The sequence below is a fragment of the Streptomyces sp. NPDC045846 genome (assembly GCF_056431605.1).
This window is the reverse complement of record NZ_JBWKKJ010000022.1, coordinates 15,429-40,676: the sequence shown is the minus strand read 5'-3', so window position 1 is coordinate 40,676 and position 25,248 is coordinate 15,429. Positions and strand designations below refer to the sequence as shown.

Sequence of the window (25,248 nt, the reverse complement as noted above, 5' to 3'; positions counted from 1 at the left end):
CAGCGCCTGTACACGCCCTCCGCAAGGCAGCAGCATTTCATCGTTCCCTCGACGGTTTATGGAGAAGAAATATGCCGGGCTCACCCCTCTCCGCAGCAGCCGCTGTCCGCGACAAGCTGTACGCCGCCGGACTCGTCCTGCACCTGGAGGACGGGGCCCTTCGCTATTCCGCGCCGCCCGGCGCGCTCACCGAGGAACTCCGCCGATCCGTACGGGCCTGCCGCGACGACCTCATCGAGCTGCTGCGCCGGGAGGCCGCACCCGGCACCTCCCAGGGCGAGGACTCCTGGCACTTCGCGGCCGACCCCGAGGCCGCCGGTGCCCCCTTCGCACTGACGGATCTGCAGCAGGCCTACCTCGTCGGCGAACAGGACTTCTACGACCACGCGGCGCCCGCCGTGTTCGTGCACGAGTACGCCTTCGCGGCCGGCGCCCTACCGGACGCGGACACGCTGCACACGGCTCTGACCCTGCTGCGCCGGGCCCACGGGGCGCTGCGGCTCGCCGTGTTCGCGAACGGCACCCAGCGGATCCTGCCGGTGCCCGAGGGCTGCGAGGAACCGCTGCTGGTCGACCGGCACGACTTGAGCGCGCTGTCCGGCGAGGCGGCCGACGCGGCCCTCCTGGCCCTTCGCGAACGCCTCGCCGACGACCTGCCGCCGTACACCGAGGGCCGTCCCTTCCTGCTGCGCCATGTGCTGCTGCCCGACGGCACCGCCCGGCTCCAGATCGCCCTGCGACTGATCGCCTTCGACGGCGTCACCACCCAGCTGTTCTTTACCGAGCTGGCCCGATGTTGTATCGACCCCGCCTACCTTCCGGAGGCGCTGGACCTCTCCTTCCGCGACTACGTACGGGGTCTTGAGGAGCGGCGCGCGGCCGGTGCGCACCACTCGGCCCTGCGCTACTGGGAACGCCGCTCCGACGAGCTCCCGCCCGCCCCCGCACTGCCGGCCCGGCCCGCCGCGGCCGAGCCCGCCGGTGAGCCCCGGCCCGGTGCTCCGCTGCGCCGTCTGTCCGTGCGGCTCGACGCCCCGGCGTGGTCCCGCCTGCGGGCGCGTGCCGCGGCCGCCGGACTCCCGGTGGGCAGCGCTCTGTTCGCCCTGTTCGTCGAGACACTGCACCGCTGGTCGGACGGCGCCGCCGGCGTCGTCACCGTCCTCGCCGCGCACCGCCCCGGCAGCCATCCGCAGCTGCCGCGCGTCTGGGGCAACGCCAGCAGCACGGTGCTCGTCGGCTACGGCCCGGCCGAGGCCGGCACCTCCTTCACGGACCGGTGCCGCCGGCTCCAGAGCGGCCTCTACGCCGACCTGGCGGCACTGGAGGTCTCCGGAGTAGAGGTGAGCCGGTCCCTGCAGAGCCGCCGAGGGGGCACCGGCAGCCCGGCCCCCGTGGTCTTCACCAGCGGACTCGATCTGGTCGACGGCGCCCCCGCCGGCTTCCTGCTGGCGCTGCCCGGGGCGGAACTGGTGCACAGTTCGATCAGCACCCCGCAGATCCTCCTGGACCACCAGGTGTACGAGGAGGCCGGGGACCTGGTCTGCAACTTCGACTACGCCGAAAGCGCCTATCCCGAGGGCCTGGTCGAGGAGATGGCCGCCTACCACCGGGAGCGGCTGCGGGCGTTGGCCGACGGGGACGAGGGGTGGAGCGGGACCGGTCCCGCTCCGCTGCCGGCCGGTCAGGTGGCCGACCGGGTCCGGGCCAACGCCACGCAAACCCCGCTGCCCACGGGCGAGTTGCACTCCTTCGCCCTGCGCTCCTGCCGCACCGCGCCGGACACGGCCGCCGTCCACGACGCCGACGGCACGCTGACCCGGGCCGAGCTCGACGCGGCCTCCTTCGAACTCGCGGCACGGCTGCGCGGGTTGGGCATCGGCCGGACATCGGGGCCGCCCGACCTCGTCGGTGTCCGGGTGCCCCGGGGCCGGGCGCAGTCGGTGGCCGTCCTCGCGGTGCTGCGCGCAGGGGGCGCCTACGTACCGATCGACCCGGGCTGGCCCCAGGAGCGGGTCGACACGGTGCTGCGGCACAGCGGCGCCCGCGCGCTCGTCACCGGAACGGCGCTGGACGCGGTCGGCCCGCTGCCCGACGGCGTGTGCCCGGTCCCGCTCGACGACACCGCCGCCGACGGGTCCGCCCCCCGGCTGTCGGACACCGCCGTGGAACCGCCCGCCGACCTCGACCGGACGGCGTACGTCATCTACACCTCCGGGTCGACCGGTACCCCCAAGGGCGTGGTCATCGCCCACCGGGCCGCCGTCAACACCCTGCTCGACCTCACCGGGCGATTCGCCCTGACCGCCGCCGACAAGGTGCTCGCGGTGTCCTCGCTCGCCTTCGACCTGTCCGTCTTCGACCAGTTCGCGCTGCTCGGCTGCGGCGGCACCGTGGTGTGCCCGCCCGAGAGCCCCGTACCGGACCCGCAGGCCTGGGGCGAGAGCGTGCACCGCCTCGGCGTCACCGTGTGGAACTCGGTGCCCGCCCTGCTCGCGCTGACTCTGGAGTACCTCGGCGAACAGGCCCGCGAACTCCTCGCGTCCTTGCGCCTGATCATGCTCAGCGGCGACTGGATCCCGCTGCCCCTGCTCGACCGGCTGGCCGAGCTCTGCCCCGGCGCCCGGGTCATCGCGATGGGCGGTGCCACCGAGGCGTCGATCTGGTCGAACTGGTACCCCGTGGCCGGCGTTCCGGCCGGCTGGCAGAGCGTGCCGTACGGGACTCCGCTGGCGAACCAGACGATGCACGTCCTGGACCGGAACCTGGCCGACGCCCCGGTCTGGGTGCCCGGCGACCTCTACATCGGCGGCACCGGTGTGGCCACCGGCTACCTCGGCGAGCCCGACCGCACCGCCGCCTCGTTTTTGCACCACCCCACGACCGGTGAGCGCCTCTACCGGACGGGCGACCGCGCCCGCTACCGGCCGGGCGGAATCCTGGAATTCCTCGGGCGGGCCGACCACCAGGTGAAGATCAACGGCTACCGGGTCGAACTGGGCGAGATCGAGGCCAAGTTGAGGGGCCTCGCGGGAGTCAAGACCGGCGTCGCGCTGGTCGACACCTCGCACAGCCAGCCCTTCCTGGCGGCGTTCGTCACGCGGGAGGCGCCCGATACCCCGACGAGCGGGGCCCGGATCGCACCGGACGAGGCGGAGCTGCGGCACCGGCTCGGCGCCACACTGCCTCCGTACATGGTGCCCGCCACCGTGGTCGAGGTGCCCGACCTGCCGCTGAGCGGGAACGGCAAGGTGGACCGCAAGGCGCTCCTGGGGCTGCTCGCGGACACGGCGCGGGGCGCGCGAGGGCCCGCGGCCCGGGACGCGGGCGACAGGCCCGGGGAACTCCCCGCCTCCCCTGCGGAGGCCCAACTGCTGAACCTGTGGCGGGAGTTGCTCGGCCGGACCGACGGCGGAGTCACCGACGACTTCTTCTCGCTGGGCGGCAGCTCGCTGACCGCCGTGCGGCTCTTCCGCCGCATCGAGACGGTCTTCGGCCGCCGGCTTCCGCTGGCCTCGCTCTTCCAGAACAGGACCGTGCGCGCCCAGGCGGCCCTGCTCTGCGAGGAACCCCGCGGGACGCGGGGCGACGACGGCGGTCCGCTGGTCGGCTTCGGCGGCAGCGGTGACCAGCACGTGCTGTTCGTCCACCCGGTCGGTGGCGACGTCCTGTGCTACGAGGAGGTCGTATCCGCGGTGACGGCCGACCCGGGCCCGGCCGCACGGGTGCGTCTGCACGGGCTGCGGGCCGCCGGGCTGCACGGCGCGGAGGAGGCCGCGAGCAGCCTCGACGCCATGGCCAAGCACTACGCCCGCACGCTCATCGAGCGGCTCCCCGAGGGCCCGCTCCATCTGGTGGGCTGGTCCCTGGGAGGCACCGTGGCCCTGCACACGGCGGTGGTCCTGGAGCAGGAGGGGCGCCCGGTGACCTCCCTGACCACGATCGACTCCTTCGTCGGCCGCCCGGACGGGTGCACACCTCCGCTCGAGGCGCGACTGGCGGGCTTCTTCGGCGATCTGCTCGGCCGGAGCGACCTCGCGGGGCGTATCCCGGCCGCGACGGACGCCTCCGAGGAGGAGCGGCTGTTCGCGGCCCACGACTCCCTGGTCCGCTCGGGCCTGATCGAGTCCGCCCTCGAACCGGCCGAGCTGGCACGGCTGTTCGCGGTGTACCGCAACAACGCGGAGATCCTGGAGCGGCATACGCCGGTCGCCTGGAGCCCCGGCCCGCCGATCCCCCGCCCCAGCGACCCCTGGCTGTCGATCCGCGCCGGGCGGACCTCGCGGAACGCCTTCCCCGGACTGCTGCCGCTCGACGAGGTCGTCCCGGACCCCGGCCCCGTGCACACCGCCGACGAGGACCACTTCTCGGTGGTGCGCGGGGCGGCCGCGGCCCGGCTGGCCCACCGGATCGCACAGTGCACCGCGGCCGCCACCGCCGGCCGCCCGAGAGGAGCACGGGGATGAGACCACTGAGTGCCGAGCGGGCCCTGCTCGACGCACACCTGCCCGGCTTCGACGAATGGCTCGCCGAGCTGGGGATCAGCGGCGCCGAGGACCCGGACGGCGACCTAGTCGAGGACTTCCGGCGGGCCGGCGGCGGCAATCTGTTCGTCCCCCGCGACCTCGGCGGCGCCGGACTGGGCTGCCACGACGGCGTACGGCTCCAGCGGGCGATCGGCTCTAGGGCGCCGGCCCTCGCCGTCGCCACGACCATGCACCACTACAAGGTCGCCTGGCTGGCCGACGCGCTCGGCGCCGACGCCGCCGGTGTGCTCCGCGAGATCGCCGACAAGCGGCATCTCGTCGCGTCCTGCGGCGCGGAGGGCCAGGTGGGCCGGAGTCTGTTCGCGCCCGGCATCCGGGTCGCCGCCGCCGACGGCGGCCTCACGGTGTCGGGCACCAAACGCCCGTGCTCGCTCACCCGCTCCATGGGACTGCTGTCGATGACGGCGACCGCACCGGCCGGCACCGAGCTGGAGGGCCAGCTCCTCATGCTGGTGATCCCCGCCACCGGGGCCGGGATCCGGCGCGAGCCGTTCTGGCGCAACCGGGTACTGCGCGCCACCCAGACCGACGCGGTGATCCTCGACGGCGTGTACGTCCCGGACTCCATGATCATCCCGCTCGGGGACCCGGCGCTCACCCCGGGCCGCCTGACCTCCAACCTCCTCTGGTTCCAGCTCCTCATCACCGCCTCCTACCTCGGCATCGCCACCGGCCAGGTGGAAGCGCTGTACACCTTCAAGCGGGGCACCCCCGGGGACCGGCTGGCCGCTCTGGCACCGCTGGAGACGGTGTGCGCCGCGCTGGAGTCGGTGGCCGGGGAAGTGGATGCGGGGCGGGTGGACGACGACCTGCTCGGCCGGTCCCTGCTCGTCCGCTACACCGCGCAACGGGCCATCGCGGAGGCCACCGACCGGGCCCTGGAACTCGCGGGAGGGATGCCGTTCGTGACGGGCTCGGAGGGCGTGGACGCCCTGGCCGCGAGCCGGGGCCTCGCCTTCCACCCGCCGTCCGAGATCTCCGCGCGGGAGCGGCTCGACACCTGGCTCGACGGCGGCGGACTGACCCTGATGTGACCGCGTCACCCACCTCGCAGACCGATCGACGCGCCCGCGGGGCGCAGCACTTGGAGATTCGATGATCGTCCTAGGCCTCCACTTCGGCCATGACGCGGCCGTCTCCGTCCTTCGTGACGGGGCCGTCGTCTCGTACGTGCTGCGGGAGCGGCACACCCGGGTCAAGCACGCGGCCACCCTCGATGTGGCCACCGTGCGCAGGGCACTCGACGTGGCCGGTGTGCGCGCCGACGACCTGGACGCGGTCGCGGTCTGCTCCACCCAGGGGGTGGAGCTGATCGTCGACGACCCGGCATCCCTGTCCGTCACCTACGCGGCGACCGATGTGTTCGGCCGGCCCTGCACGCTCCTGGATGAGGAGCCCCGGGCGGCCGAACTGCGGGGCGGCGGAAGCCTGTTGGACTTCCTCTACGACCCGGACCTGTCCGCCACCTGGCTGGGCCGCTCCTACGCGCGCCTGTACCCGGAGTACGCGACGCGGGAGCGGGCGGACGTCCCGGTCACCCCCTGGGTCGACGACTTCGTCACCGTGCCGGACTGGGCCGGGGACCGGGGCCTCGCGGAGCTGGCGGCCGCGCCCGTGGCGGCCGAGGAACGCCACCGCTACGGCTTCCACCTGCCGGTGCACGTGACGCTCGACGGGATCACGGTTCCCGGGTACGCCGTCCACCACCACCTGGCCCACGCGGGCAGCGTGTACTACGCCTCCGGGTTCCGCGAGGCCGCCGTGCTCACGCACGACGGTTACGCCGAGGGCGAGAGTTACCACAGCGGCATGTTCTACCTGGGCCGCGAGCAGGCCCTGTACCCGCTCGCCCCGCACCACCTGGGTCTGGGCGGCCTGTACGACCGGGTGGGCGCCGCCCTCGGCCTCGGCGTGGTGGGCCCGGCCGGAAAGCTGATGGGCCTGGCCGCCTACGGCCGGCCCCGCTTCTACGCGTCCCGGTTCCTGGGCAACCACGCCGACCTGCGGGAGCGCTTCCCGGTGGACGTCGCGACCGCATGGCTGCGGCACTGCCGGCGCGAGGCCGAGCGCATGGGGTACGACCTCGCTCCGTACGGCGACCCGGAGCGGGCCACCGCCCCGGTGAACGCCGACATCGCGGCCAGCACCCAGAAGCTCTTCGAGGAAGTGCGGATGGAGGCCGTGCGGACGCTGCACGCCTCGCTGGGCGCGGGCGGCATGACGGTGCCCGCGCTGTGCATGTCCGGCGGCACGGCCCTCAACTGCCCCTCGAACAGCCAGATCGCGCAGGACGGGCCGTTCGAGAGCGTCTTCGTCGAGCCGGCGTGTGACGACGGGGGCATCGCCATCGGTGCGGCGCTCGCGGTGTATCACTCGATCCTGGACCACCCGGTGCCGGCCGCGGGCAGCGAGGTCCGCCCGCCTTCGCCCTACCTCGGCGCGGCCGCGACGGCCGACGAGGTCGCGCGGGCGGTCGCCGCCGCGGGCGACCGGATCACGGTCGAGCAGCCGGGCGCCGGCGAGGCACTGGCGGAGCGGGTGGCGGACGACCTCGTCGCCAACCGCGTGGTGGCCTGGTTCGAGGGCGGCAGCGAGGCGGGACCGCGGGCGCTCGGCCACCGGTCGATCCTCGCCGACCCCCGTGACGCGCGGAACTGGCCACGGGTGAACGCCATCAAGAGCCGTGAGGGATGGCGCCCGTTCGCCCCCGCGGTACTCGCCGAGTGCGCGGCCGACTGGTTCGGGAACGTGCCGCTGCCCTCGCCGTACATGCTGTTCAACGCGACGGTGCGGCATCCGGGGATCCCCGCCGTGACCCATGTGGACGGCACCGCGCGCATCCAGACGGTCGATGAGTCGGCGGGCGGCTACCACGCCGCGATCGCGGCCTTCCACCGCAGGACGGGCGTGCCGGTGGTGATGAACACCTCCCTCAACGGACCGGGAGAGCCGATCGTCGAGCGACCCGAGGAGGCCATCGACCTCTTCCTGAAGACCGAACTCGACGTGCTGTACCTGGCCGGTCTGCGCATCACCCGCGCCTGATGCACCTCTGGGAGGAACGATGAAACTCACCATCTCCGGTGACGCCCCGGCCCAGTGGACCGGCGAGGTGCTCGCCCTGGGCATCTACGCCGACGCCGGGGCGCCGACGGCCCAGCCGTGGCCGAGCGGCCTCGACGCCGAGCTCGGCGACGCCGTCGGCCGGCTGCTGGCGTACGACTCCTTCGGCGGCGCCCGCGACGAACTGGTCACGGGGCCGGGCGTGCCGGGCCGGTGCGAGCGGCTCGTGCTGATCGGTCTCGGCCGGCCCGAGGAGGTGACTCCGCATACCGCACGGCGTGCGGGCGCCGCCCTGGCCCGCACCCTGACCGCGGGTCCCAACCGACGTGTCGGGGTGGCGCTTTCCTCCTGGCGAGCCGCGGGCCAGGAGGTCGTCGAGCATTTCGTCGAGGGCCTGAGCCTGGCCGTCCACTGCGGCCGGTGGAATGTGCTGCCCGACCGGTTCCGCGCCGACTACGGCTCGGACCTGCCGCGTGAGCCCGAGTCGGTCGAGCTGCTCGGCTGCTCGGCACCCGAGCAACTCCTGCGCCGCGCCGAGGCGTTCACCGATGCCGTGGTGCTGGCCCGGGAGCTGGTGGCCGCCCCCGCGAACCTGATCACTCCCGAACGGCTCGCGCAGGAGGCGGCGGCGCTGACGGCCAGCGAGGGCCGCTTCGACGTCGAGGTGTGGGACGCGGACCAGTGCCGGGAACAGGGTCTTACCGGCTTCGCCGCCGCAGCGGCCGCCGGCGCGGACCCGGCCCGCTTCATCCGGCTCAGCCACCACCCCGCGACCCCCTCCGGTCCGCCCGTCGCGGTGATCGGCCTCGGACTCACCCATGACGACCGGGGCGTGCTGCGGTCGGGCGGTGCGGTCGAGGGGGCGAAGAAATACATGGCGGGGGCCGGCGCGGTGCTCGGCGCCGCGGCCGCGCTGGCCGCGCTCGGCGGCCGGAGCGAGGCCCATCTGCTGATCCCGGCGGTGGCGAAGGCCGCAGGGCCGGGCGCGCTCCGGGTGGGGGACCTGGTGACGACCGCGTCCGGTGCCACCGTCGAGGTCAACCACGAGGACGCGCACGGTCGGCTCATGCTGGCGGACGCCCTGCATCTCGCGGGGCGGCTGGGCGCGGTACGCACCGTCAGCGTCTCCGCGCTCGGCCTGCCCGTCGCGGCCGCGCTCGGGCCGAAGGCGGCCGGCCTGTGGAGCACCCACGAGGCGCTCGCGACGCACCTTGTCACGGCCGGTCACGACGCGGGGGAACTGCTGTGGCGGCTCCCGCTCGTGGACGAGTACGACGAAGAACTCTGGGCCCCGTTCGCCAACTTGAGGGCGGCCGGGCCCGAGAGCGGCGACGCGGCGACGGCTGCCGCCTTCCTCCGCCGGTTCGCGCCGGCGGGCAGCTGGGCCCATCTGGAGATCACCGAGCCGGCGTGGTCCCCCCGGATCGACGGCTACTACAACGCGGGCGCCACCGGGTTCGGCGCCGGCACCCTGGCCCGCTGGCTCTGCACGCGCTGAAGCGCCCCATCTTCCGAGGATCATCCATGTACGCACCCGGACTGTACCGTTCCGAGGACCTCGCCCAGCAGCACGAGCTGATCGAGGCGCACCGTTTCGGCATGCTCACCGCGACGGTGGACGGCCGGCCGCACGGCACCCACATCCCCTTCGTGCTCGACCGGGGGCCCGAGCACGGCCCGTACGGCCGTCTGCGCGCCCATCTGGCCAAGGCCAATCCGGTGGTGCCCGCCCTGGCGGCCGGCGCCGAGGTGATGGCGGCGTTCCTCGGGCCGCACGCGTACATCTGCCCGGACGACTACGCGACCGAGCCGCACTTCCCCACCTGGAACTACGCGGCGGTGCACGTCTACGGCCGGCCCCGACTCCTGGACGACACCGGACAGTTGGAGCAGCTCGACGATCTGATCGCCGCGGAGGAGTCCCGGCGGCTGCCCAAGGAGCCCTGGACGCTGGACCGGGCGCCGCGGGACCTGGTCGAGCAGTTCCGCACGATGATCGTGGCCTTCGAGCTGCCCATCGACCGGATCGACGGCATCTTCAAGTTCGGTCAGAACAAGAAGGAGGAGGACCTTCTCGCGCAGATCGCCTCGTTCCGCAGCCGGCCGTTCGACTCCTCGGCGCACCTGGCCGACCAGTTGCACGCACACAACGCCGAGCGGCTCGGCTGAGCACGGCCGGGGCCGCTCCGGCTCGGCCGTTCGGCCGCCGCACCGAGCACGACCGATCAACCCACGTGATGAGAAAGGCCCGTTGATGCCCACTTCCTCCCTGCCCGCCGTCCCCGCCGGAACGACCCATGCGGAGGTCTGCGAGCGGATAGCCGCCGTATGGCGCACTCTGTTCGGCGAGCCCGGCCTGCGGATCGTGCCCGAAGACAACTTCTTCGCCCTGGGCGCCTCTTCGCTCCTGGCCATGCGGATGGTCACGGTCGTCTCCGAAGAGCTGGGGGTCGCGCTCTCGGTGCTCGCGGTGGTCGAGAATCCCACGCTCGGCGGCCTGGCCCACCATGTGCTCGGGCTCGCGCCGGGCGGCCCGGCCCGTGAGACCGGGGAGCTGTGACGGGTCGGCGAACGCCGGAATAGGCCCGCATAAATATGCGGGCCCATCGGGAGCTGAGGGTCAGCCCCAGATCAGATCCCCGGGGACCATGATGTCGCCGGGCCAGTTCGCCACGACCGGGACCCCCTTGTCCTCTTCACCCCTCCTACATCGGTTCCGTTGGCTGCAGTTCATTTGAGTCATTCCCACTCCCGGTGGTCAGCACGGCCGCCCGGCGTGCGCACGCCAAAGCGGGGCGACGGGCCCGTTGTCGCCTCGCGACGCCGTCCGTCACACCGCATTCATATTCTGCTACGCGTACATACATTCGCAACAAAAAAAGATCTTCGGCTCACATGGCGGACTGCTCCGCCGGCGTCGGCCGTTCGGCCCCGTCGGCGGGCGGCTCCGTCGCGAACAGGAGCGGCTCGGCCGCCATGTACCGCTTGAGCCGCGCCATCAGCACCACCAGGCCGGCGAGCGCCGCCGCACCGACCACCGGAATGAGGACCCCCAGCGGCACGAGCGGGCCCGCCACCGCAAGCAGCGCACCGGCCAGCGGCAGGGAGAGAAAGTTCAGCAGGGAGACGGCCGCGACCGTCCGCCCGAACTCGTCGCTGGCCACGACGCGCAGCCGCAAGGTCCGGATGACCACGCTGAAGACGCTGTCGCCCGCCATGAACACCGCGACCATCGCGGCGAAGAAGAAGAAACCGGTGCTGGGGCCGAGCGCGGTGAAGACCACGCCCTGGACCACCGTGCTCGCGAGGGCCACGCCCAGAAAGCCGAACCGGCGGATCAGCAGCGGCACCGCGGTCAGCGTCGCCATGGCCACCAGACCCGCGCCCGAGTACACGAGACCCAGCGCGCCTTCGCTGCGGCCGTAGCGGTCGGCGGCGAGCGCCGGGGCCGCACCCTGGATCAGGCCGAGCATGATGTTGACGCACATGGTGGCGAGGACGATGGTCCTGAGCACGGGGATCCGCACCACGTTGCGGGCGCCGGCCACCGAGTCGCGCAGCAGTCGGCGCACCGGAGCCCCCTCGGCCGGGGCCGGCCGGTGCCCACCGCCGCCCGCGCCACGCGGCAGACTGAGGCTCAGCAGCAGGCTCACGCCGAACAGGCCCGCGATCACCGCCACGATGGGCAGCGGGCCGGTCAGCAGCAGCGCCCCGCCGACGACGGGCGCGAGCAGCAGGGTCCCCTGCTCGATTCCGCTCAGCACGCTCTGCGCGCGGTGCATCCGCTCCGGCGCCACGAGAGTCCCCGCCAGCTTCTCGCCCGCCACCAGCACCTGCTCGCAGCAGATCCCGGCCAGCAGGGCGAAGACGATCACGATGGTGAACGCCTGGCCCTCCAGGACCACGGCGAGCACGGTTGCCACGCCCCCGAGCACCACCCGGACGACGTCGTTGACGCAGTAGATCCGCTGCTCGGGGAACCGGTCCGCGAGCAGTCCAGCGACCGGCAGCGACAAGAGCCGCGGAACCCATTGCGCGGCCAGGACAAGTCCCGACCAGGACAGTTCGCCGGTGGCCTGGTAGGCGAGCACCGGCAGCAGGAACTGGATCAACTGGTCAGTCAGCCAGCCGACCGCGCGCAGGGCGTAATAGCGCTGAACGGTGGTCAAGACACGCGAGGAGCTTGTGGTCATGGAGTCTCCGTGGGGACAGGGGCCTCGGGCAACTCGGCCGCTACGAACGGGCACGGCGCCCGCACCGGACCGGTGCGGGCGCCCTGAGGGGTGGGGGCGGCGTCGCCGGGCCGTCCGCGCCCGGCACGCCGGCCTGCCTACGGCAGGGGGACGACCGTCTCTCCGAGCTCCTGCCAGATCTCCCGTGCCTGCTCGGCGGAGTCGGCCGAGAAGAGCGCGTAGCCGATACGGCCGCGGAAGTCGTGCAGGGGCGGGATCTCCTCGCCCGCGGCGATCACCACGCCGGTCTCCATCACCTCGGGCCGGGCCGCGGCCTCCTCCCAGCCCTTCAGCTCGGAGTAGCTGCTCAGGCCCTCGGCGGTGAAGTAGCGGATTCCGGCACACTTCACCTGCCGCTCGCCGTCCGCGCCGAGCTCCCGCGGCGCCCGGCCCAGGTACGCGGCCAGCATCACCCGCGACATGGAGGTTCCGGTGGTGAGCTGAACCAGCTCGGTGATCCGGTCGCCGGGCAGCCGCGCCGCGATCTCGATCAGTACGGGCTGGTCTTCGGGCAGCCGCAGTTCACAGTGGAACGGGCCGGAGGAGATGCACACGGCCGCCGTGACCGCGCGCACGTACTCCGTCACGCGCTCCACGACGTCCGCGGGGACGGCGGACGGGACGATGTGCCCCAGCTCCACGAAGTACGGCTCCGGGCCCAGGAGTTTGCGGGTCACCGAGAGCACCACGACCTGGCCGTCATGGACATAGCCGTCGGCGCTGAACTCCGGCCCGTCCACGTACTCCTCGACGACCACCCGGGTGTCCAGCGCGAAGCCCAGGTCCAGTCGGCGGTCCTCGGCCAACTCCTCGAACGCGGCCCGCAGTTCGTTGACCGTGTCGGCGCGGCGCACATGGATGCTGCCCGACGACTCGACGGGCTTGATCACGCAGGGGAACCCGATGGCCTCGGCGGCGTACTCGATTTCCTCGGCGCTCGCCGCCTGCACATGCCGCGGCACCCGCAGCCCGGCCGCGGCCGTCCGCTCCCGCATCAGGGCCTTGTTGCGCACCAGATCGACGGCCTCCAGCGGCAGGCCGGGCAGCCCGAGGCGATGAACGAGGCGGGTCACCGCGGGTATGTAGAACTCGGCACCCGGCACGAGGGCGTCCACGGGGTGCTCGGCGTGGAAGGCGACCACCGCGTCCGCCAGCGCCCGCTCGTCGTTGGTGTCGACGGTGAGCAGGGTGTCCACGAACTCCAGGAGTCCGGCCGGCAGACTGCGGTCGTCCACCCCGGCGCTGGCCACGACGACCTCGAACCCGAGGCGGTGCGCGTCCTCCAGCATTCTGGTGCCCGAGGAGACCGGCTCGACGATCAGGACCCTGGTGCGCGGTTCACCGGTGCTGGAAAGCGAGTCTGACATGTGGCGTTCCTTGTCGTGTTGAGCGGTGGTCGGGCTGAGGGGGCTACGGTGGCCGGCCGTCGGCGGTCCAAGTACGGGAGGCGGCCCGCCGGGCCCGGCCGGAGGGACGGCCGGACCCGCCCGGGGGCGGACCCGGCCGACGGGGCACGGTCAGACCAGGGCGCGGCCGTGGTCCGAGTAGCGACGGCCCTCCGCCTTGCGGAGGTCGGCCATCACGTTGATGCGGCGCAGCCAGCGGTCCGTGCCGTCGTAGCGGGCGGCGAACGGGCGGCGGCCGTGGACGGCCCGCTTGTTGTCGACGATCAGCATCTCGCCGGGGGCGAGCGAGACATCGCGCAGCTTCGCGTCGATGCCCTTGATGACCGCGTCGAGGGCGGCCGCGGCCTCCGGTTCGAGGTCCCGCGGCATGAAGGCCGGGTCGATGCAGATGAAGGGCGACGCGGGGTCGCCGGAGAGCACCGCGGTGCGGCGGGGCTCCTCGTTCATCTCGGCGATCTTGCGGAAGGCCTCCGCGACCCAATCGCCCTCGTCCACGCCGGTGGTGCTGGCGTTGAAGCCGGCGGTGTGCGACTCGTCCGGCAGGATCACGAACCGCTCCTGGAAGAGCACTTCGAGGGTCTTGGCGTCGAGCTCGACGTCCTGGACCGGCGCGAAGGTCGTCGGCACCTTGTCGTGGTTGCGCAGCCCGACCAGCATGATCCAGTCCGCGCGCAGCGGGTGGAACGCGTCCTCGTTGTGCCACTCCAGGTTGACCGTGGAGCTGGAGCCGAGCTGCTCGTTCTCGTGTCCCGCGATCGGGAAGAGATCGAGGACCATGCGGCCGCGCTGCTGGGTGAGGTAGGAGACCGGGTCGCCCAGGAGGGAGCCGAGGAGCAGCAGGGAGGCCGCGGCCCGCTTGGCCTCACGGCTGTCCGGCACGTCCGTGTAGCTCAGCGGGGTGGGCCCGGCCTGGGCCTCGTCGATCGGCAGGTTCGAGATCACGAACCCGCCGAACGGCCGCCCGGTGAGGCGGAACTGGTTGATGGTCGCCCGCACCCGCGCCGGAAGCTCGTGCGAGAGCAGCGAGAGCTGACCGAGCCGCTGCTCCAGCGGCTGCTCGGTCTCGCTGTCCAGCACGTAGTCCGCGATGTCCTGCACCTGAGCCCGCTCGGTGTCCGTGAGCTCCAGGCAGGGCACCTGGTCGGCGGCGCGCAGCGTCAGCTCGGGGGCCGTGGGCATGGTCAAATTCGGCACGGTGACGATCCTTTTTCGTGAAGAGGTTGGAACGCTCAGGCGGAGGTCTCCGCGGCCGAGGGGCCCAAGGCATGGGCTACGAGCAACGGCGGCTGATCCGAGGCGATCGGCAGAGGGCGGCGGCGCCTGCCGCCCCGCTCCGCCCGGGCGGTGACCCGGCGCGGTCCCTCACCCCGTATACGAGAGAACTCCCTGGCCAGAAGTCTGGAGGACCTCGATCGCCGGAGTCCAACACTCCCCGTGTCCGTGTGAGGACAAGTCCGCACACGGACAGCAGGCGATTACGCGCGGTGTTCGGCGATCGCCTTCGTCAGGAGCGAGCCCGCTGCGGCGAGGTCATCGAGGGAGAGCCCCGCGTATCCGACGACCAGACCGTCGGTGGCCTTGGGGCCGTGCTGGAACACGGACAACGGGGTCACCTCCACGCCGAGTTCGGCGGCCCGGCGCACCACGTCCGCGCCACTGATCGTGCCGTCGAGCAGCAGCACCGCGTGCAGCCCGGCATCGAGACCGGTCAGGGTCACCACGTCCGAGACGGGCTCCAGCGCCCGGCGGAGCACGCCCCTGGCCCGCCCGTAGCGCAGCCGGGTCCGGCGGATGCGCCGTTCCAGGGCACCAGAGGAGAGCAGGTGCAGCACGGTCTGCTGCACCGGCCAGCTCAACGGGCCGTCCACGTGGTCCTTCAGCCGGGCGATCCGCTCCGCAAGCCCGCCGGGGGCCACCAGATATCCGCAGCGCAGCGCCGGGGTGAGGACCTTGGAGAGGGAGCCGAGGTAGACGACCCGCTCCCGGTCGAGCCCGGCCAGCGCAGGCAAGGGCGGGCCGTTGTAGCGGTACTCGCTGTCGTAGTCGTCCTCCAGAATCCAGGCGTTGTGCTCGCGCGCCCACATGACGAGGTCGAGCCGCCTGCCGACACTCATCCGCACGCCGAGCGGGAACTGGTGCGAGGGCGTCACGTGCATCAGCCGGGGCGCCGCGGCCTGCGCCGCCAGGATGTCCACCCGGGCCCCGTCCTCGTCCACCGGCACCGACAGCACGTCGAGCCCGTGGGCCCGGAACAGCGAACGGACCACGGGGTGGCCGGGGTCCTCGCAGGCGACGGTGTCGTCCGCGCTCAGCAGGGTACGGAAGACGAGATCCATGGACTGGGTCGTACCGCTGGTCACCACGATGTCGTCCGGGGCGCAGACCAGGCCGCGGGCCCGGGCCAGATAGGCCGCGATCTCGGCCCGCAGTTCGGGCAGCCCCGCGGCCTCCTGGTAGCGGGTCGGGGCGGCCGTGCGGGCCGTCGCCCGCCAGGCCTGTGCCCACCCGTCGCTGCCTTCGTGCACCGGTCCCGTCTCACCGGTGCACAGGCTGAGCGCGGGGCGCGGCGAAGGCTTCGGCCGGCCGGGCGGGACCGGGGCTCCGGCACCCGAAACCGCTTGCCCGGCAGCCTTGTTGAGCCGAGCCACATAGGTGCCCGCGCCGGCCCGGCCCACCAGGAAGCCTTCGGCTTCGAGACGGACGTACGCCTCGGCGGTCACCGTGCGCGAGACGGCGAGGTCCTGGGCGAGGGTGCGGGTGGAGGGAAGCCGTTCACCCGGGGGCAACAGGCCGGAGAGCACCGCTTCACGCAATGCCTCGACGAGCTGGGCGACCAAGGGCCGGTCCGCGCCGCGATCGAGTGCGACAGGCAGGGCCAGCTGGGGTTTCGCCCGCTGTCCGCGGGGCGTTCCCTCTGCAGGTGGCATCTTCGATCTACCCTCTATTGGCCATTGGATCAGGTCAGTGCCGAGGGTAACTTCACCGCTTGGCGCTTCGAAGCGACGGCGTTCGGAGCCGCGGAGGCGCCGGTCTGGAAGGTGGAGTCACGGGATGAACAGCAGCGTGTCGCTGGCGGAGTACGGGGTCAGTGAGAGCAACGGCTTCCTGCCCGACGCCGCACCGTTGACACGGCTGCCCGGTCGCTTCGCCGAGTGGGACGAGATCGGCGCGGTGCTGCCCAAGCACCTGGCCGCGGGCCGTGCCCGGAACCTGCTGAGCAATGTCGCTCCGCTCGATCCCGGCGCACTGACCGATCCGGCAGAGCGCGAAAGGGCGATGCTCCTGCTGTCCTATTTCGGACACGCATACATCTTCGGCGATGACGAACCGGCCAATGTCTGTCCGGAGAACATCGCCGTGCCCTGGCACAAGGTGGCAGGCCTGCTCGGCCGGCCGCCCGTTCTGTCGTACGCCACCCAGCAGTTGCACAACTGGGGGCGCCTCTCCGACGATCCGCGGATCGAACTCGGCAACATCCACCGTCTCCAGGACTTCCTCGGGGGGATGGACGACGACTGGTTCGTCCTCGTCCACGTGGCGATCGAGGCAGCGGCAGCACCGGTGCTGCGCGCCTCGATCGCCGCCCAGGACGCCGTACTCGACGAGTCGGCCGACGAACTCGCCCACTGGCTGCGCGAGATGGCCACCGGGGTCTCCGCGATGAGTGCCACGCTCGCCCGGATGCCGGAACGCTGCGACCCGCACATCTACTACCACCGCGTACGGAGTTTTCTGTTCGGCTGGAAGAACAACGCGGCGCTGCCGGAGGGCGTCGTCTACGAAGGAGTGGCCGCATACGGCGGCCGCCCCCAGGAGTTCGGCGGCGAGACCGGCGCCCAGAGCGCCATCGTCCCCTTCCTGGACGCGGTCCTCGGCATCCACAACGAGGACGATCCACTCGCCGCCTACATGCTTTCGCTTCGGGCCTACATCCCGCCGGGCCACCGGGAGTTCATCGAAAAGGTGGGCCCCCGGGTCGACCTGCGTGGCTTCCTGCTGCGCCACCGTCCGGCCGAGGCGTCCGCCGCCTACGACGCGGCCATCTCGGCCATGGCGGACTTCCGCGAGCTGCATCTGCGGTACGCGGCGACGTACGTACAGCAGCAGGCACAGCGGTCGGCCGCCAATTCCACCGCGGTGGGCACCGGAGGCACGCCGTTCATGCGGTACCTCAAGGGCCATCTGGACACGGTGCGCGCCCACAGCATCAGCGCGGCCGGATGACGCCGCCGAGCCGCCACGTCCACCGGCACCACCTGCCCGGCCTCGATCCCCGGATCTTCGCGCTGCGGGTACCCGACGAGGTCGATGCCTTCGTCGTACGCACCGAACGGTTCGTCGCCCTGGTCGACACGCTCAGCACGCCGGAGCTGTGCGAGCAGGCGCTGGAGTGGGTGGCCGACGAGGCCGGTGGACGCCCGCTCGTCGTGATCAACACGCACGCGGACTGGGACCACGTGTGGGGCAACGCCGCTGTCGAGGGGCGTGCTCAGATCATCGGCCACCGGTCGGCCGCGGCCCGGGTCCGCTCGGCCGAGGCACAGGACACCTGGCGCACCAAGCGCGCGGGGGACACCCGGTTCGCCCAGGTGCGTCTCGTTCCGCCCACCGTGACCTTCGACGGCTCGCTCTCCCTGGACGGGGGCGACCTGACCCTGGAACTGCTGCACACCCCCGGTCACACCCCGGACCACATCGCCGTCTGGATCCCCGCACTCCGCGTGTGCCTGGCCGGGGACTGCGCGGAGGACCCCCTTCCCGAACTCTGGGAGGGCACCGCGTCCTGCCTGACGGAGCTCACCGCCTCGTTGCGCCTCCTGCGTTCGCTGCGACCAGAATTCGTGCTGCCCAGCCACGGTGGCACCACGGACCCGGCGCTGCTTGACCGCAATCTCCGCTACTTCGCCGACCTCTCGGGCCGGCACGCCGAGGCGGTGCGCTCCGGCGGCCCGGAGTACGAGGCGGTCCTCCGCGACAGCGCCGGGGCGAGCGCCGAAGCGCGGGCGTTCTACCGGGAGTGCCACCGCAAGGCGGTACGGGCCGCCGCGTCCTGTGCCGGCGACGGCCCGGCCTCCGGCCCGGCAGGGTGACGAACCTCCGTCGGCACGGGCTGTTCCCCAGCCACGGCCCCAGCTCCCGCCGCTGCCCCTGCCGCGCATGCCGGAACGACCAGCAGGCTCCACCGGCCGCCGGCGGTCAGCGTCAGCGCTGTTCCGGCTCCTCGCCGATCGATGCCGGGTTGGTCTGGGCAAGGCCGGCGAGCAGCAGGTCGATCATGCGGCGGGCCTGGTAGTCGGGGAAGTTCTCCACTCCGATGCACAGGTTGCCGATGGCGAGCATGAAGTCGTAGGCCCGTACGTCGGAGCGCGTGTATCCAGCGGCAGCGGACGCCTTCAACAGCTGGTCGAGCACGGGCATCAGGCGCTCGACGAACTCGTTGTGCAGGCTCTCGAATCCCGCTTGGTCCGAGTGCAGCGCTTCGGCGAGGCCGTGCTTGGTGACCAGGAAGTCGGCGAATTGGTGGACCCACTGCCGCAGGACCTCGTACGGCGTGTCGGCGGTCGGCGCCGCGGCGACGGCGGCGGCGAGTGCGTCGACTTGATGCCGGAAGACAGCCACCACCAGGTCCGCCCGGGTGGGGAAGTGGCGGTAGATCGTGCCCATGCCGAGGCCCGACTCCGCGGCGATCTCCCGCACGGGGGCGTCGATCCCCCTGCGGACGAAAACGGCAGCTGCCGCGTCCAGGAGCTTCTGCTCGTTGCGGCGGACGTCGGCTCGTCTACGTCCTGCAGATGCTGACGTGTCGGCCGTGGACATCGTGCACTCCTCCTGCTTGCAAAGCGGAGCACCGCTCCGTATCGTGATTCGGAGCGGCGCTCCGGATTCCCATCTTGCCAGACACCGCGCAGCAGGCGCCCACTGGGCTCGTCGAGAAAGGCATTCGTTTCGTGAGCGACAACACGCCCGCCGACGGCGGCAACGACTTCACCACCCCGGTCATCTCCGTCCACCCGATCTCGCTGGCCGCTCCGGACCGCGGTCAGGATCTGGAGGTGCGGATCACGGCGCCGATCACCGGCGGCAACCTGCCCGTCGTCGTCTTCTCCCATGGCATGACCCTGACCATGGACGACTACGTACCGCTGGTCGGCTACTGGGCCGCCCGCGGGTTCGTGGTGGTCCAGCCCACCCATCTCGACTCCCTCGGCCTGGCCCCCGACGACCCGCGCTCGCCGCTCATCTGGCGCATCCGCACCGCAGACCTCACTGCCGTCCTCGACCAGCTCGACACGATCGAAGCCGCTGTGCCCGGGTTGGCCGGCCGCCTCAACCACGACCGCATCGCGGTCGCCGGACACTCCTGGGGCGCACAGACCGCCAGCACCCTCGCGGGCGCACGGGTCGTAGGCGCCGACTCGCTTCCCGGTGAGAGCATGGCCGACCCGCGTGTCAGGGCCGCCGTGCTGCTGTGCCTGCCCGGCACCGGCGGCGCCGACCTGAGCCCGCTCGCCACCCAGTACTTCCCGTTCATGAACCCTGATTTCGCCGAGCTGAAGACGCCCAGCCTTGTGGTCGCCGGCGACCACGACCAGTCCCCGCTGACGGTACGCGGTCCGGACTGGTTCACCGACGGCTACCGGCTCAGCCCGGGCGCCACCGATCTGCTGACCCTGTTCGGGGCGGAACACGGACTCGGCGGCATCCAGGGAGCCAACGACACGCGCACCACCGACGAAAGCCCCGAGCGTGTCGCGCTCGTGCAGCAGGCCACTCTGGCGTACCTGCGTACCGCGCTGGGCCTCGACCAGAGCGCATGGCCCACCGCCCGTCGGTCGCTGGCCGCGGCCGATGCCCCGCTGGGAAGCATCGACTCGAAGTGACCAGCCTCATCGCGCCGACCGACAAGCCCAGTTCTGGATCAGGACCGCCCTGCACAGGTCGCCCACGACGACATCCTGCGGGCCTGGAGTGAAGCGGACGGCACAGAACACATCGAGCACGCCTGGCTGTTCGGCCACCTCATGCCCCTCGGCGGCAACCCACGGACCCGGGCGCGAGACCCCGTTAACGCGCGGAATAACAAGGGCCTTCCCACGACACGTCGGGGCGGTCACCAGCACAACGCCGCTCCGACGGCGCAGTCGTGGAGTCACGGCCGACGACCCGCGCAGGGGCGCCGCCCCGTGAACACGGGCGCATCTTGGGGCCCTGGCCGTCGTTCGCTGCTGGCGACCTGCCGCGACGCCATCGAGGTCGTCGGCCCGGGGAGCCGGGTCGCCCTCCGGCTGCAGACTGACCCGATTGATCCCCGAGGCCGGAGTACGAGAACCGGGTCAGCGCGCTCACACCGGGTCCATGATCGTTCTCAGCGCCAACCGCTGTATCGAGTACCGAGGCGGCGATGATCCTTCGAGGAGCGGCCGCAATCCGGACATGCCGCCCTGGTTGCCTATCGTTCGGCGTCCGTCATCAGCTCGCGGTGTCCCAGGTCTCGCACCACCGCGGCGGCCATCCACATCAGCAAGGTCGGGGCGGCCGCGGCGAATCACCAGGCGGCCACCGTGGTGGTGCGCAGAAGGCGGCGGGCCACGGGCAGGCCGAGCCCGGTACGCATCACACGGGTCGCTTCGTCGGCCCGCCGGGTGGCAACGGATTTCGCGATGTGGCAGGCCCCGCCGCCCAGCAGCAGTGGTCCGCTGAGCGACGCGGTGGAAGGACCACCAGGTGGTGTTCGACCGCATCGACCGCTATGACGAGCCAGCCGTCGGCCCGGCGCCTGTTCAGCAATCAGCTGGCCGACCAGGCGCAGCACCACTCCCGGCTCGGCCACCTGAACCTCGGCTTCTCCACCTGGGGGGCAGGCATGACTACCGAGCTGGAGCTGAGTGGCGTCGACCTTGCGGGCCAGGCTCTGCTCGCGGCCCGGAAAGAGGAACGGTTGTGTGGCCAACGCCAGTCAGCTAGCGCCGAGGGGCCCGGGGCCGGCAGATCTTGCAGAGCTTGTACTGGACGCCGCCACGAGGGCCCGTGTGGTTGTCGATCCATTGCACTGCTTCGTCTGCGGTCATCATCGTCATGCGGGTGGCCCAGCCCGAGTTCAGCTCGCCCTTGTGCGCGAACTGGCGCAGGTTGTGCGCCATGGTTTCCGGGCCGTTCCACCAGTCGTCCGGGCCGGGGATCTCGCCGATCCACTCCTGCACTTGACGGCAGACGCTGCCGTGAAGGGTGCGCTTGCCGGCGGCATAGGGGTAGGCGTCTGGTACCTGAAGCCGCTTTCTCTGAACGAGCGTTTTCGCCGAGATTGCGTCGAATTCCTCCCTCGCCGCGTCGCAGACTTCGCAGCCTGACGCCGGACAGGCAGTTCCCCAGACGTCGTCTTCTATTTCCGGCGACAACGGCTCGTTCTCCGCTCGAATCGCCTCGGCGAGGTATTCCATGTGCCTCACAAGATCGCTGGCCGAGACCCCGCCAGCCGCCGCCAAACGGACCATGTCGATGACTGCAGGAAGCTCGATCCCCACCCCCCAGCCGGCCTGGCCGCGCCTTTTGGGGCTGTGCATGTCCTGCCACACGTACTCGACGTCTTCCCATCGGTGATCGCCGATGGTGACAGTGAGGCATCCGCTATACGGCATGGCACCTGCTCTCTCGCACTGCTGCGGAAGCCATAGCGTACTGATGCCCTGGCCAGTCGCGGTCGTCGATGCGAAGAAGCGCGAACGGGCCTGGCGCAGCCGCAGATACCGTCGGTGCTGACCATCGCAGCCCGGTCCGCACTGGTCATCTGGGGTAGGCACCGGTGGAGGAATGCGGGTCTGCCTGGAGACTGGTGCGCCCGCGGCAGTTGGGGGCGTCAGTCGGCCGGGGACGGTGGCAGCTCTGACGCCGTGCTGCTGCGTCTTGCGTCGGCCAGCAGGGGCGGGTACGGGAGTCGAGTGGGTTGCTCGGTCTGTGGGCTTGGCGCTTACTCGTCGTCGAAGCCGATGACTTCCTCGGCGTGCAGGCGGGCGTTGAGGTCGGTCACCCACGCGACGGCCCAGTTGCGCAGTTCTTGGATCTGGTCGGGGGATAGTCCGTAGGCGGCGAATTCCTCGTCCGCCAGCCAGTCCGCGCTGGCGAGCCGGTCGCGGAGGTCGGGGAGGCTGAACTCGAAGGGGGCGTGGCGGCGGCCGAGTGATTCCAGGTCGGCAGTGCTGCGGTGCTCGGCTGCGGCGTGGACGTCGATGAGGTCGCGGACGGCGCCGCGGTCGGCCAGGGCTCGGACCTTGGTACCGATCACGTCGTCCAGAGCAAGGACCGGGCCGTACTCGGTGGTGACGGGCGGACCCCAGAACGCCTCCTTGAGGATGTCCACCTCGCACCGCTCCCCGGTGCCCGGGTCGGTAGCGATGAGACGCCCGGAGAGGGGGTCGGCCTTTACCTGCTGCACGCCCCAGCCGCGCGCCGCAAGGCCTTCACCGACCGCGTGGACGATCTCCTCCATCGAGGCGGGGTTCTCGGTGGCGACGTCGAGGTCCTGGCTCAGGCGGTCAACCAGGCCGTGGGCCTGGACGGCGTAGCCGCCGGTGATCACCAGGGGTAGGGGGTGCTGATGGTGAGGACGTCGGCCAGCAGTCGGCGGTGCAGGTCGGTCAGGTTCACGCGGCGGTCGCGGCCCGGGTGGCGGTGAGCTCGGGGAAGGCGCCTTCCCATACCTCGCGGATCGGTCGGCTGATCAGGGTGCGCAGCACGGGCCACTGGTTGATGAGCAGGTCGCGGTGGAGGAAGGTCTCCAGGTCCTGGCGCAGGCCTTCGGCCAGGACCGTGCGGTACAGGCTCATCCGCAGCTTGGGATGGTCCACGTCGAAGGAGCGCAGCCCCGACCACACGATGTGCAGCGGGAGGTCGACCGTGCCGTGCACGGGCCCGGCCAGGTCGTCCAGACGGGCGGGCAGCTCGCTGGCGTACCGGCTGCGCAGAACCTCGAGCGCGGGCGGCATGGAAGCGGGAGAGGATGCCTGAGCCATGCCCCGATTATGGCCTGCCCGGTCCCGTGCCGGCATGCGGGCGCCTCAACTGCTACGGGCCGTCTACCGCGAGCTCGGCGACCGCCATGGCGAAGGCCGGACGCTGAACAACCCCGGTGCCGGCGTGCGCGGGGCGCAAGATCCTTGCTCTGGGGCGGGGATCCCAGGGCTGCATGGGGACAGGTATGTACCCGTACGCCGGTGAAGTGGGAAGGAGTGCGACGATGCCGGACGCCAACATCCGTCTGCCCGAGGAGGCCAAGGAGCGGCTCACGGAGGTGGCGGACGCCAAGGGACTGTCGCTGCGGGCCTATTTGGCGCGCCTGGCCGAGAGCCTGCTGACCCCTGCCGAGCGGGCCGAGCGGGCGGAGCAGGCTCGTGCTGCGCTGCAGGCGTGGAACGGGTATGCGCCGAGCAAGCGGACCTCGACAGTGAGCTGGACCGGCGGCTTGCGCAGGTGACCGGGCGGTGAGCGAGGCGATGCGCATCGTCCTGGACGAGACGGCGATGGCGGCCGCCGGTCAGGGCAACGTCCTGGCCTCACGGCTGATCCACCGGGCGCACGCCGAGCCGGACTGGTTCCTGTACGCGCTGGTCGAGGCCGACCGGGCCCGGCCCGGCCGAGCATCTCGCGGCGATGCCCGGGTATCACGGTCCTGAGCCTGGACCGGCCGGACGGTGCCGTTGTGGCCACCGCCGACGCGAAGCGGTGGGAGGGGCAGCCGGTCCGTGTTTTGGACCTCGCCTGACTCTCCGGACACAGCTGAGGGATCCGCACCGCCGTGCTTGGGCCGGGGTGCGGTGGGCGGAGGGTCGCGGCATTGGCGGAGGGGATGGTTACGGCTGCGACGGAAGCGGCCGTGAGAGCCAGAATGATCATCTTCTTCATGCCCGCACAGCGACCGATGGGTGAAGCGGACAAGAGGCGGCCTGCTCGGACGCCTCGTCTGGCCTCCGTCACCAGCGCCCCGGTAACCAGGAAGTTGTAGGAGCTGCTCGTGGTCGGCGGGCAGGCGGTGGTCGCACCTCTGGTCGCGCTTCCGGTTGCACTCCTGGTCGCGCCTCTCGTCGCGGTCCTGGTCGCGTCGGGCGACGCAGCTGAAACCTGGTCAATCGCGGGTCAGAGCCCGGTTTTTTCTGCTTGTCGCGCGGCGACTACTTCCCATACGGGGTGTCCTTGGCGAAGTCAGGCCCGTGCCGAGCCCGCCGCGGCTGTCTCAGTTGCCTGCTCTTCGACGGCGAGCGGGAGCCGGCGGATGGTCATGCTCGTGTCCGTCTGCGCGTCCGAGGGCCGCAGCCCCCGGGGCGACCGCGCGAGGCCGGGGCTGGAAACGGCCGCCGGGCCCCGCTAGAGAGGCCGTGCTCAAAGCGCTCGCCGCGACCCGCCATCGAGAGACAAGCCACACTGATGGGGCACCAACTGGCAGAGCCCGAAGCGGAACTGAGAGCCGCTCGGGAAGCCGACCCGCACCATACCCGTTCGAAAGGAGAGTGCGGACGGGGTGGCCGAAGGGACGGTCGATATGTGGGAAGTCGAGGGCGGCAAGATCAACTATCGTGACTTCAGGTCAAGCAAAGGTGCGGATGGTCCGCCCATTGACTTCACCGGGAAGGACCTGCAGGCGGAACTTGGGCTGAAGCGCTACCACGGAAAGGCTCATCAGTGGCGATAGATTCCAGGCAATATCGCGAAGAACTGGACTACTTCGTCGACTACGCCGAGCAAACTACCGTTTACCTTTCGCTGCTCTACGATGCTGCGGAAGGGATTCTGGATGGGAGCCCTTCCAGAGAAGAGATCGAGTACGTCATATTGCAACTCATCTCAGACATGATCGACCGCGGAGTGAGAGTTGGGGACCTAGGGGGCCCAGGCGGGGATTTTACTCGCTGGGAATCCTCCAAGTCGGAAACTCTGAGCCGTGTGGCTGCCGAAATGAAACGCTACGACGACCCCATGGATCTCATCGAGATCTGCTGGTTCAGGGCCTGACGG

19 protein-coding genes and 3 pseudogenes are annotated in these 25,248 nt (G+C 71.5%); 13 read left to right on the top strand and 9 right to left on the bottom strand.

Going from position 1 to position 25,248, the window contains the following annotated elements:
• Positions 1–71: 71 nt before the first annotated feature.
• The 6 genes from AC07F3_RS38185 to AC07F3_RS38160 all read left to right on the top strand — a co-directional run bounded on the left by AC07F3_RS38185 (position 72) and on the right by AC07F3_RS38160 (position 10,167).
• Complete coding sequence (locus tag AC07F3_RS38185; RefSeq protein WP_479119441.1) at positions 72–4,463, top strand: non-ribosomal peptide synthetase; 4,392 nt, start codon at positions 72–74, stop codon at positions 4,461–4,463.
• On the top strand, positions 4,460–5,578 hold the full coding sequence (locus tag AC07F3_RS38180; protein WP_479119440.1) for an acyl-CoA dehydrogenase family protein: 1,119 nt from the start codon (positions 4,460–4,462) through the stop codon (positions 5,576–5,578). The genes AC07F3_RS38185 and AC07F3_RS38180 overlap by 4 nt, the downstream gene beginning before the upstream one ends.
• Positions 5,579–5,639: 61 nt before the next feature.
• A complete protein-coding gene (locus AC07F3_RS38175; RefSeq protein ID WP_479119439.1) occupies positions 5,640–7,589 on the top strand; it encodes a carbamoyltransferase family protein in 1,950 nt (649 codons plus the stop codon).
• A 19-nt stretch (positions 7,590–7,608) separates the two neighbouring features.
• Complete coding sequence (locus tag AC07F3_RS38170) at positions 7,609–9,105, top strand: leucyl aminopeptidase family protein (RefSeq protein ID WP_479119438.1); 1,497 nt, start codon at positions 7,609–7,611, stop codon at positions 9,103–9,105.
• A gap of 26 nt (positions 9,106–9,131) precedes the next feature.
• Positions 9,132–9,776 (top strand): FMN-binding negative transcriptional regulator, encoded by a 645-nt coding sequence (locus AC07F3_RS38165; RefSeq protein WP_479119437.1) that lies wholly within the window; start codon positions 9,132–9,134, stop codon positions 9,774–9,776.
• 85 nt (positions 9,777–9,861) lie between these two features.
• Complete coding sequence (locus AC07F3_RS38160) at positions 9,862–10,167, top strand: acyl carrier protein (RefSeq protein ID WP_479119436.1); 306 nt, start codon at positions 9,862–9,864, stop codon at positions 10,165–10,167.
• Between the two features lie 331 nt (positions 10,168–10,498).
• Here the strand turns inward: AC07F3_RS38160 and AC07F3_RS38155 are convergent, their stop codons facing one another.
• From AC07F3_RS38155 to pdxR, 4 genes are all read right to left on the bottom strand, one after another.
• The gene (locus tag AC07F3_RS38155) at positions 10,499–11,800 is read right to left on the bottom strand and encodes an MFS transporter (RefSeq protein ID WP_479119434.1); all 1,302 of its coding nucleotides are present in this window, start codon (positions 11,798–11,800) and stop codon (positions 10,499–10,501) included.
• Between the two features lie 137 nt (positions 11,801–11,937).
• Positions 11,938–13,206 carry an ATP-grasp domain-containing protein gene (locus tag AC07F3_RS38150; RefSeq protein ID WP_479119432.1) on the bottom strand — a complete coding sequence of 423 codons (1,269 nt, stop codon included), beginning with the start codon at positions 13,204–13,206 and terminating at the stop codon, positions 11,938–11,940.
• Between the two features lie 150 nt (positions 13,207–13,356).
• Positions 13,357–14,439, bottom strand: coding sequence for a guanitoxin biosynthesis L-enduracididine beta-hydroxylase GntD (gntD, locus tag AC07F3_RS38145; protein ID WP_479119431.1), 1,083 nt, complete (start codon positions 14,437–14,439; stop codon positions 13,357–13,359).
• A 281-nt stretch (positions 14,440–14,720) separates the two neighbouring features.
• Positions 14,721–16,172: a MocR-like pyridoxine biosynthesis transcription factor PdxR gene (gene pdxR / locus AC07F3_RS38140; protein ID WP_479119430.1), complete on the bottom strand. Its 1,452-nt coding sequence runs from the start codon at positions 16,170–16,172 to the stop codon at positions 14,721–14,723.
• Between the two features lie 124 nt (positions 16,173–16,296).
• On the opposite strand from pdxR, the gene AC07F3_RS38135 reads away from it, so the two are divergent.
• Together AC07F3_RS38135 and AC07F3_RS38130 are read left to right on the top strand one after the other, a co-directional pair.
• Complete coding sequence (locus AC07F3_RS38135) at positions 16,297–17,469, top strand: PrnB family protein (RefSeq protein WP_479119429.1); 1,173 nt, start codon at positions 16,297–16,299, stop codon at positions 17,467–17,469.
• Positions 17,466–18,335 carry an MBL fold metallo-hydrolase gene (locus AC07F3_RS38130; protein ID WP_479119428.1) on the top strand — a complete coding sequence of 290 codons (870 nt, stop codon included), beginning with the start codon at positions 17,466–17,468 and terminating at the stop codon, positions 18,333–18,335. The genes AC07F3_RS38135 and AC07F3_RS38130 overlap by 4 nt, the downstream gene beginning before the upstream one ends.
• A gap of 112 nt (positions 18,336–18,447) precedes the next feature.
• Here the strand turns inward: AC07F3_RS38130 and AC07F3_RS38125 are convergent, their stop codons facing one another.
• Entirely contained in the window at positions 18,448–19,062 is a 615-nt protein-coding gene (locus AC07F3_RS38125; RefSeq protein ID WP_479119427.1) for a TetR/AcrR family transcriptional regulator, read from the bottom strand.
• A 131-nt stretch (positions 19,063–19,193) separates the two neighbouring features.
• Here AC07F3_RS38125 and AC07F3_RS38120 point away from each other — a divergent pair, with 131 nt between their 5' ends.
• The gene (locus tag AC07F3_RS38120; protein ID WP_479119425.1) at positions 19,194–20,126 is read left to right on the top strand and encodes an alpha/beta hydrolase family protein; all 933 of its coding nucleotides are present in this window, start codon (positions 19,194–19,196) and stop codon (positions 20,124–20,126) included.
• Positions 20,127–20,791: 665 nt separating this feature from the next.
• On the opposite strand, the gene AC07F3_RS38115 is transcribed toward AC07F3_RS38120, so the two are convergent.
• The 4 genes and pseudogenes from AC07F3_RS38115 to AC07F3_RS38100 form a co-directional block, all read right to left on the bottom strand.
• A complete protein-coding gene (locus AC07F3_RS38115; RefSeq protein WP_479119424.1) occupies positions 20,792–21,196 on the bottom strand; it encodes a hypothetical protein in 405 nt (134 codons plus the stop codon).
• 10 nt (positions 21,197–21,206) lie between these two features.
• The gene (locus tag AC07F3_RS38110; RefSeq protein WP_479119423.1) at positions 21,207–21,881 is read right to left on the bottom strand and encodes a hypothetical protein; all 675 of its coding nucleotides are present in this window, start codon (positions 21,879–21,881) and stop codon (positions 21,207–21,209) included.
• Between the two features lie 329 nt (positions 21,882–22,210).
• Positions 22,211–22,887 (bottom strand): annotated as a pseudogene (locus AC07F3_RS38105) (nucleotidyl transferase AbiEii/AbiGii toxin family protein).
• A complete protein-coding gene (locus AC07F3_RS38100) occupies positions 22,884–23,252 on the bottom strand; it encodes a hypothetical protein (RefSeq protein ID WP_479119421.1) in 369 nt (122 codons plus the stop codon). The pseudogene AC07F3_RS38105 and the gene AC07F3_RS38100 overlap by 4 nt, the downstream one beginning before the upstream one ends.
• Before the next feature lie 224 nt (positions 23,253–23,476).
• Between AC07F3_RS38100 and AC07F3_RS38095 the strand changes: the two are divergent.
• The 4 genes and pseudogenes from AC07F3_RS38095 (at position 23,477) to AC07F3_RS38080 (ending at position 25,245) form a co-directional block, all read left to right on the top strand.
• A pseudogene (locus AC07F3_RS38095) lies at positions 23,477–23,724 on the top strand (Arc family DNA-binding protein).
• An 8-nt stretch (positions 23,725–23,732) separates the two neighbouring features.
• Positions 23,733–24,001, top strand: a pseudogene (locus AC07F3_RS38090) (hypothetical protein).
• Positions 24,002–24,754: 753 nt separating this feature from the next.
• On the top strand, positions 24,755–24,925 hold the full coding sequence (locus AC07F3_RS38085) for a hypothetical protein (protein WP_479119419.1): 171 nt from the start codon (positions 24,755–24,757) through the stop codon (positions 24,923–24,925).
• Entirely contained in the window at positions 24,916–25,245 is a 330-nt protein-coding gene (locus tag AC07F3_RS38080; RefSeq protein WP_479119417.1) for a hypothetical protein, read from the top strand. Before AC07F3_RS38085 ends, AC07F3_RS38080 begins: the two co-directional genes overlap by 10 nt.
• Positions 25,246–25,248: the final 3 nt, after the last annotated feature.

Bases quoted from the DNA above. Each gene is read 5' to 3' on its own strand.
- AC07F3_RS38185 (WP_479119441.1), top strand. From the start codon at position 72: ATGCCGGGCTCACCCCTCTCCGCAGCAGCCGCTGTCCGCGACAAGCTG.
- AC07F3_RS38180 (WP_479119440.1), top strand. From the start codon at position 4,460: ATGAGACCACTGAGTGCCGAGCGGGCCCTGCTCGACGCACACCTGCCC.
- AC07F3_RS38175 (WP_479119439.1), top strand. From the start codon at position 5,640: ATGATCGTCCTAGGCCTCCACTTCGGCCATGACGCGGCCGTCTCCGTC.
- AC07F3_RS38170 (WP_479119438.1), top strand. From the start codon at position 7,609: ATGAAACTCACCATCTCCGGTGACGCCCCGGCCCAGTGGACCGGCGAG.
- AC07F3_RS38165 (WP_479119437.1), top strand. From the start codon at position 9,132: ATGTACGCACCCGGACTGTACCGTTCCGAGGACCTCGCCCAGCAGCAC.
- AC07F3_RS38160 (WP_479119436.1), top strand. From the start codon at position 9,862: ATGCCCACTTCCTCCCTGCCCGCCGTCCCCGCCGGAACGACCCATGCG.
- AC07F3_RS38155 (WP_479119434.1), bottom strand. From the start codon at position 11,800: ATGACCACAAGCTCCTCGCGTGTCTTGACCACCGTTCAGCGCTATTAC.
- AC07F3_RS38150 (WP_479119432.1), bottom strand. From the start codon at position 13,206: ATGTCAGACTCGCTTTCCAGCACCGGTGAACCGCGCACCAGGGTCCTG.
- pdxR (WP_479119430.1), bottom strand. From the start codon at position 16,172: ATGCCACCTGCAGAGGGAACGCCCCGCGGACAGCGGGCGAAACCCCAG.
- AC07F3_RS38135 (WP_479119429.1), top strand. From the start codon at position 16,297: ATGAACAGCAGCGTGTCGCTGGCGGAGTACGGGGTCAGTGAGAGCAAC.
- AC07F3_RS38130 (WP_479119428.1), top strand. From the start codon at position 17,466: ATGACGCCGCCGAGCCGCCACGTCCACCGGCACCACCTGCCCGGCCTC.
- AC07F3_RS38125 (WP_479119427.1), bottom strand. From the start codon at position 19,062: ATGTCCACGGCCGACACGTCAGCATCTGCAGGACGTAGACGAGCCGAC.
- AC07F3_RS38110 (WP_479119423.1), bottom strand. From the start codon at position 21,881: ATGCCGTATAGCGGATGCCTCACTGTCACCATCGGCGATCACCGATGG.
- AC07F3_RS38100 (WP_479119421.1), bottom strand. From the start codon at position 23,252: ATGGCTCAGGCATCCTCTCCCGCTTCCATGCCGCCCGCGCTCGAGGTT.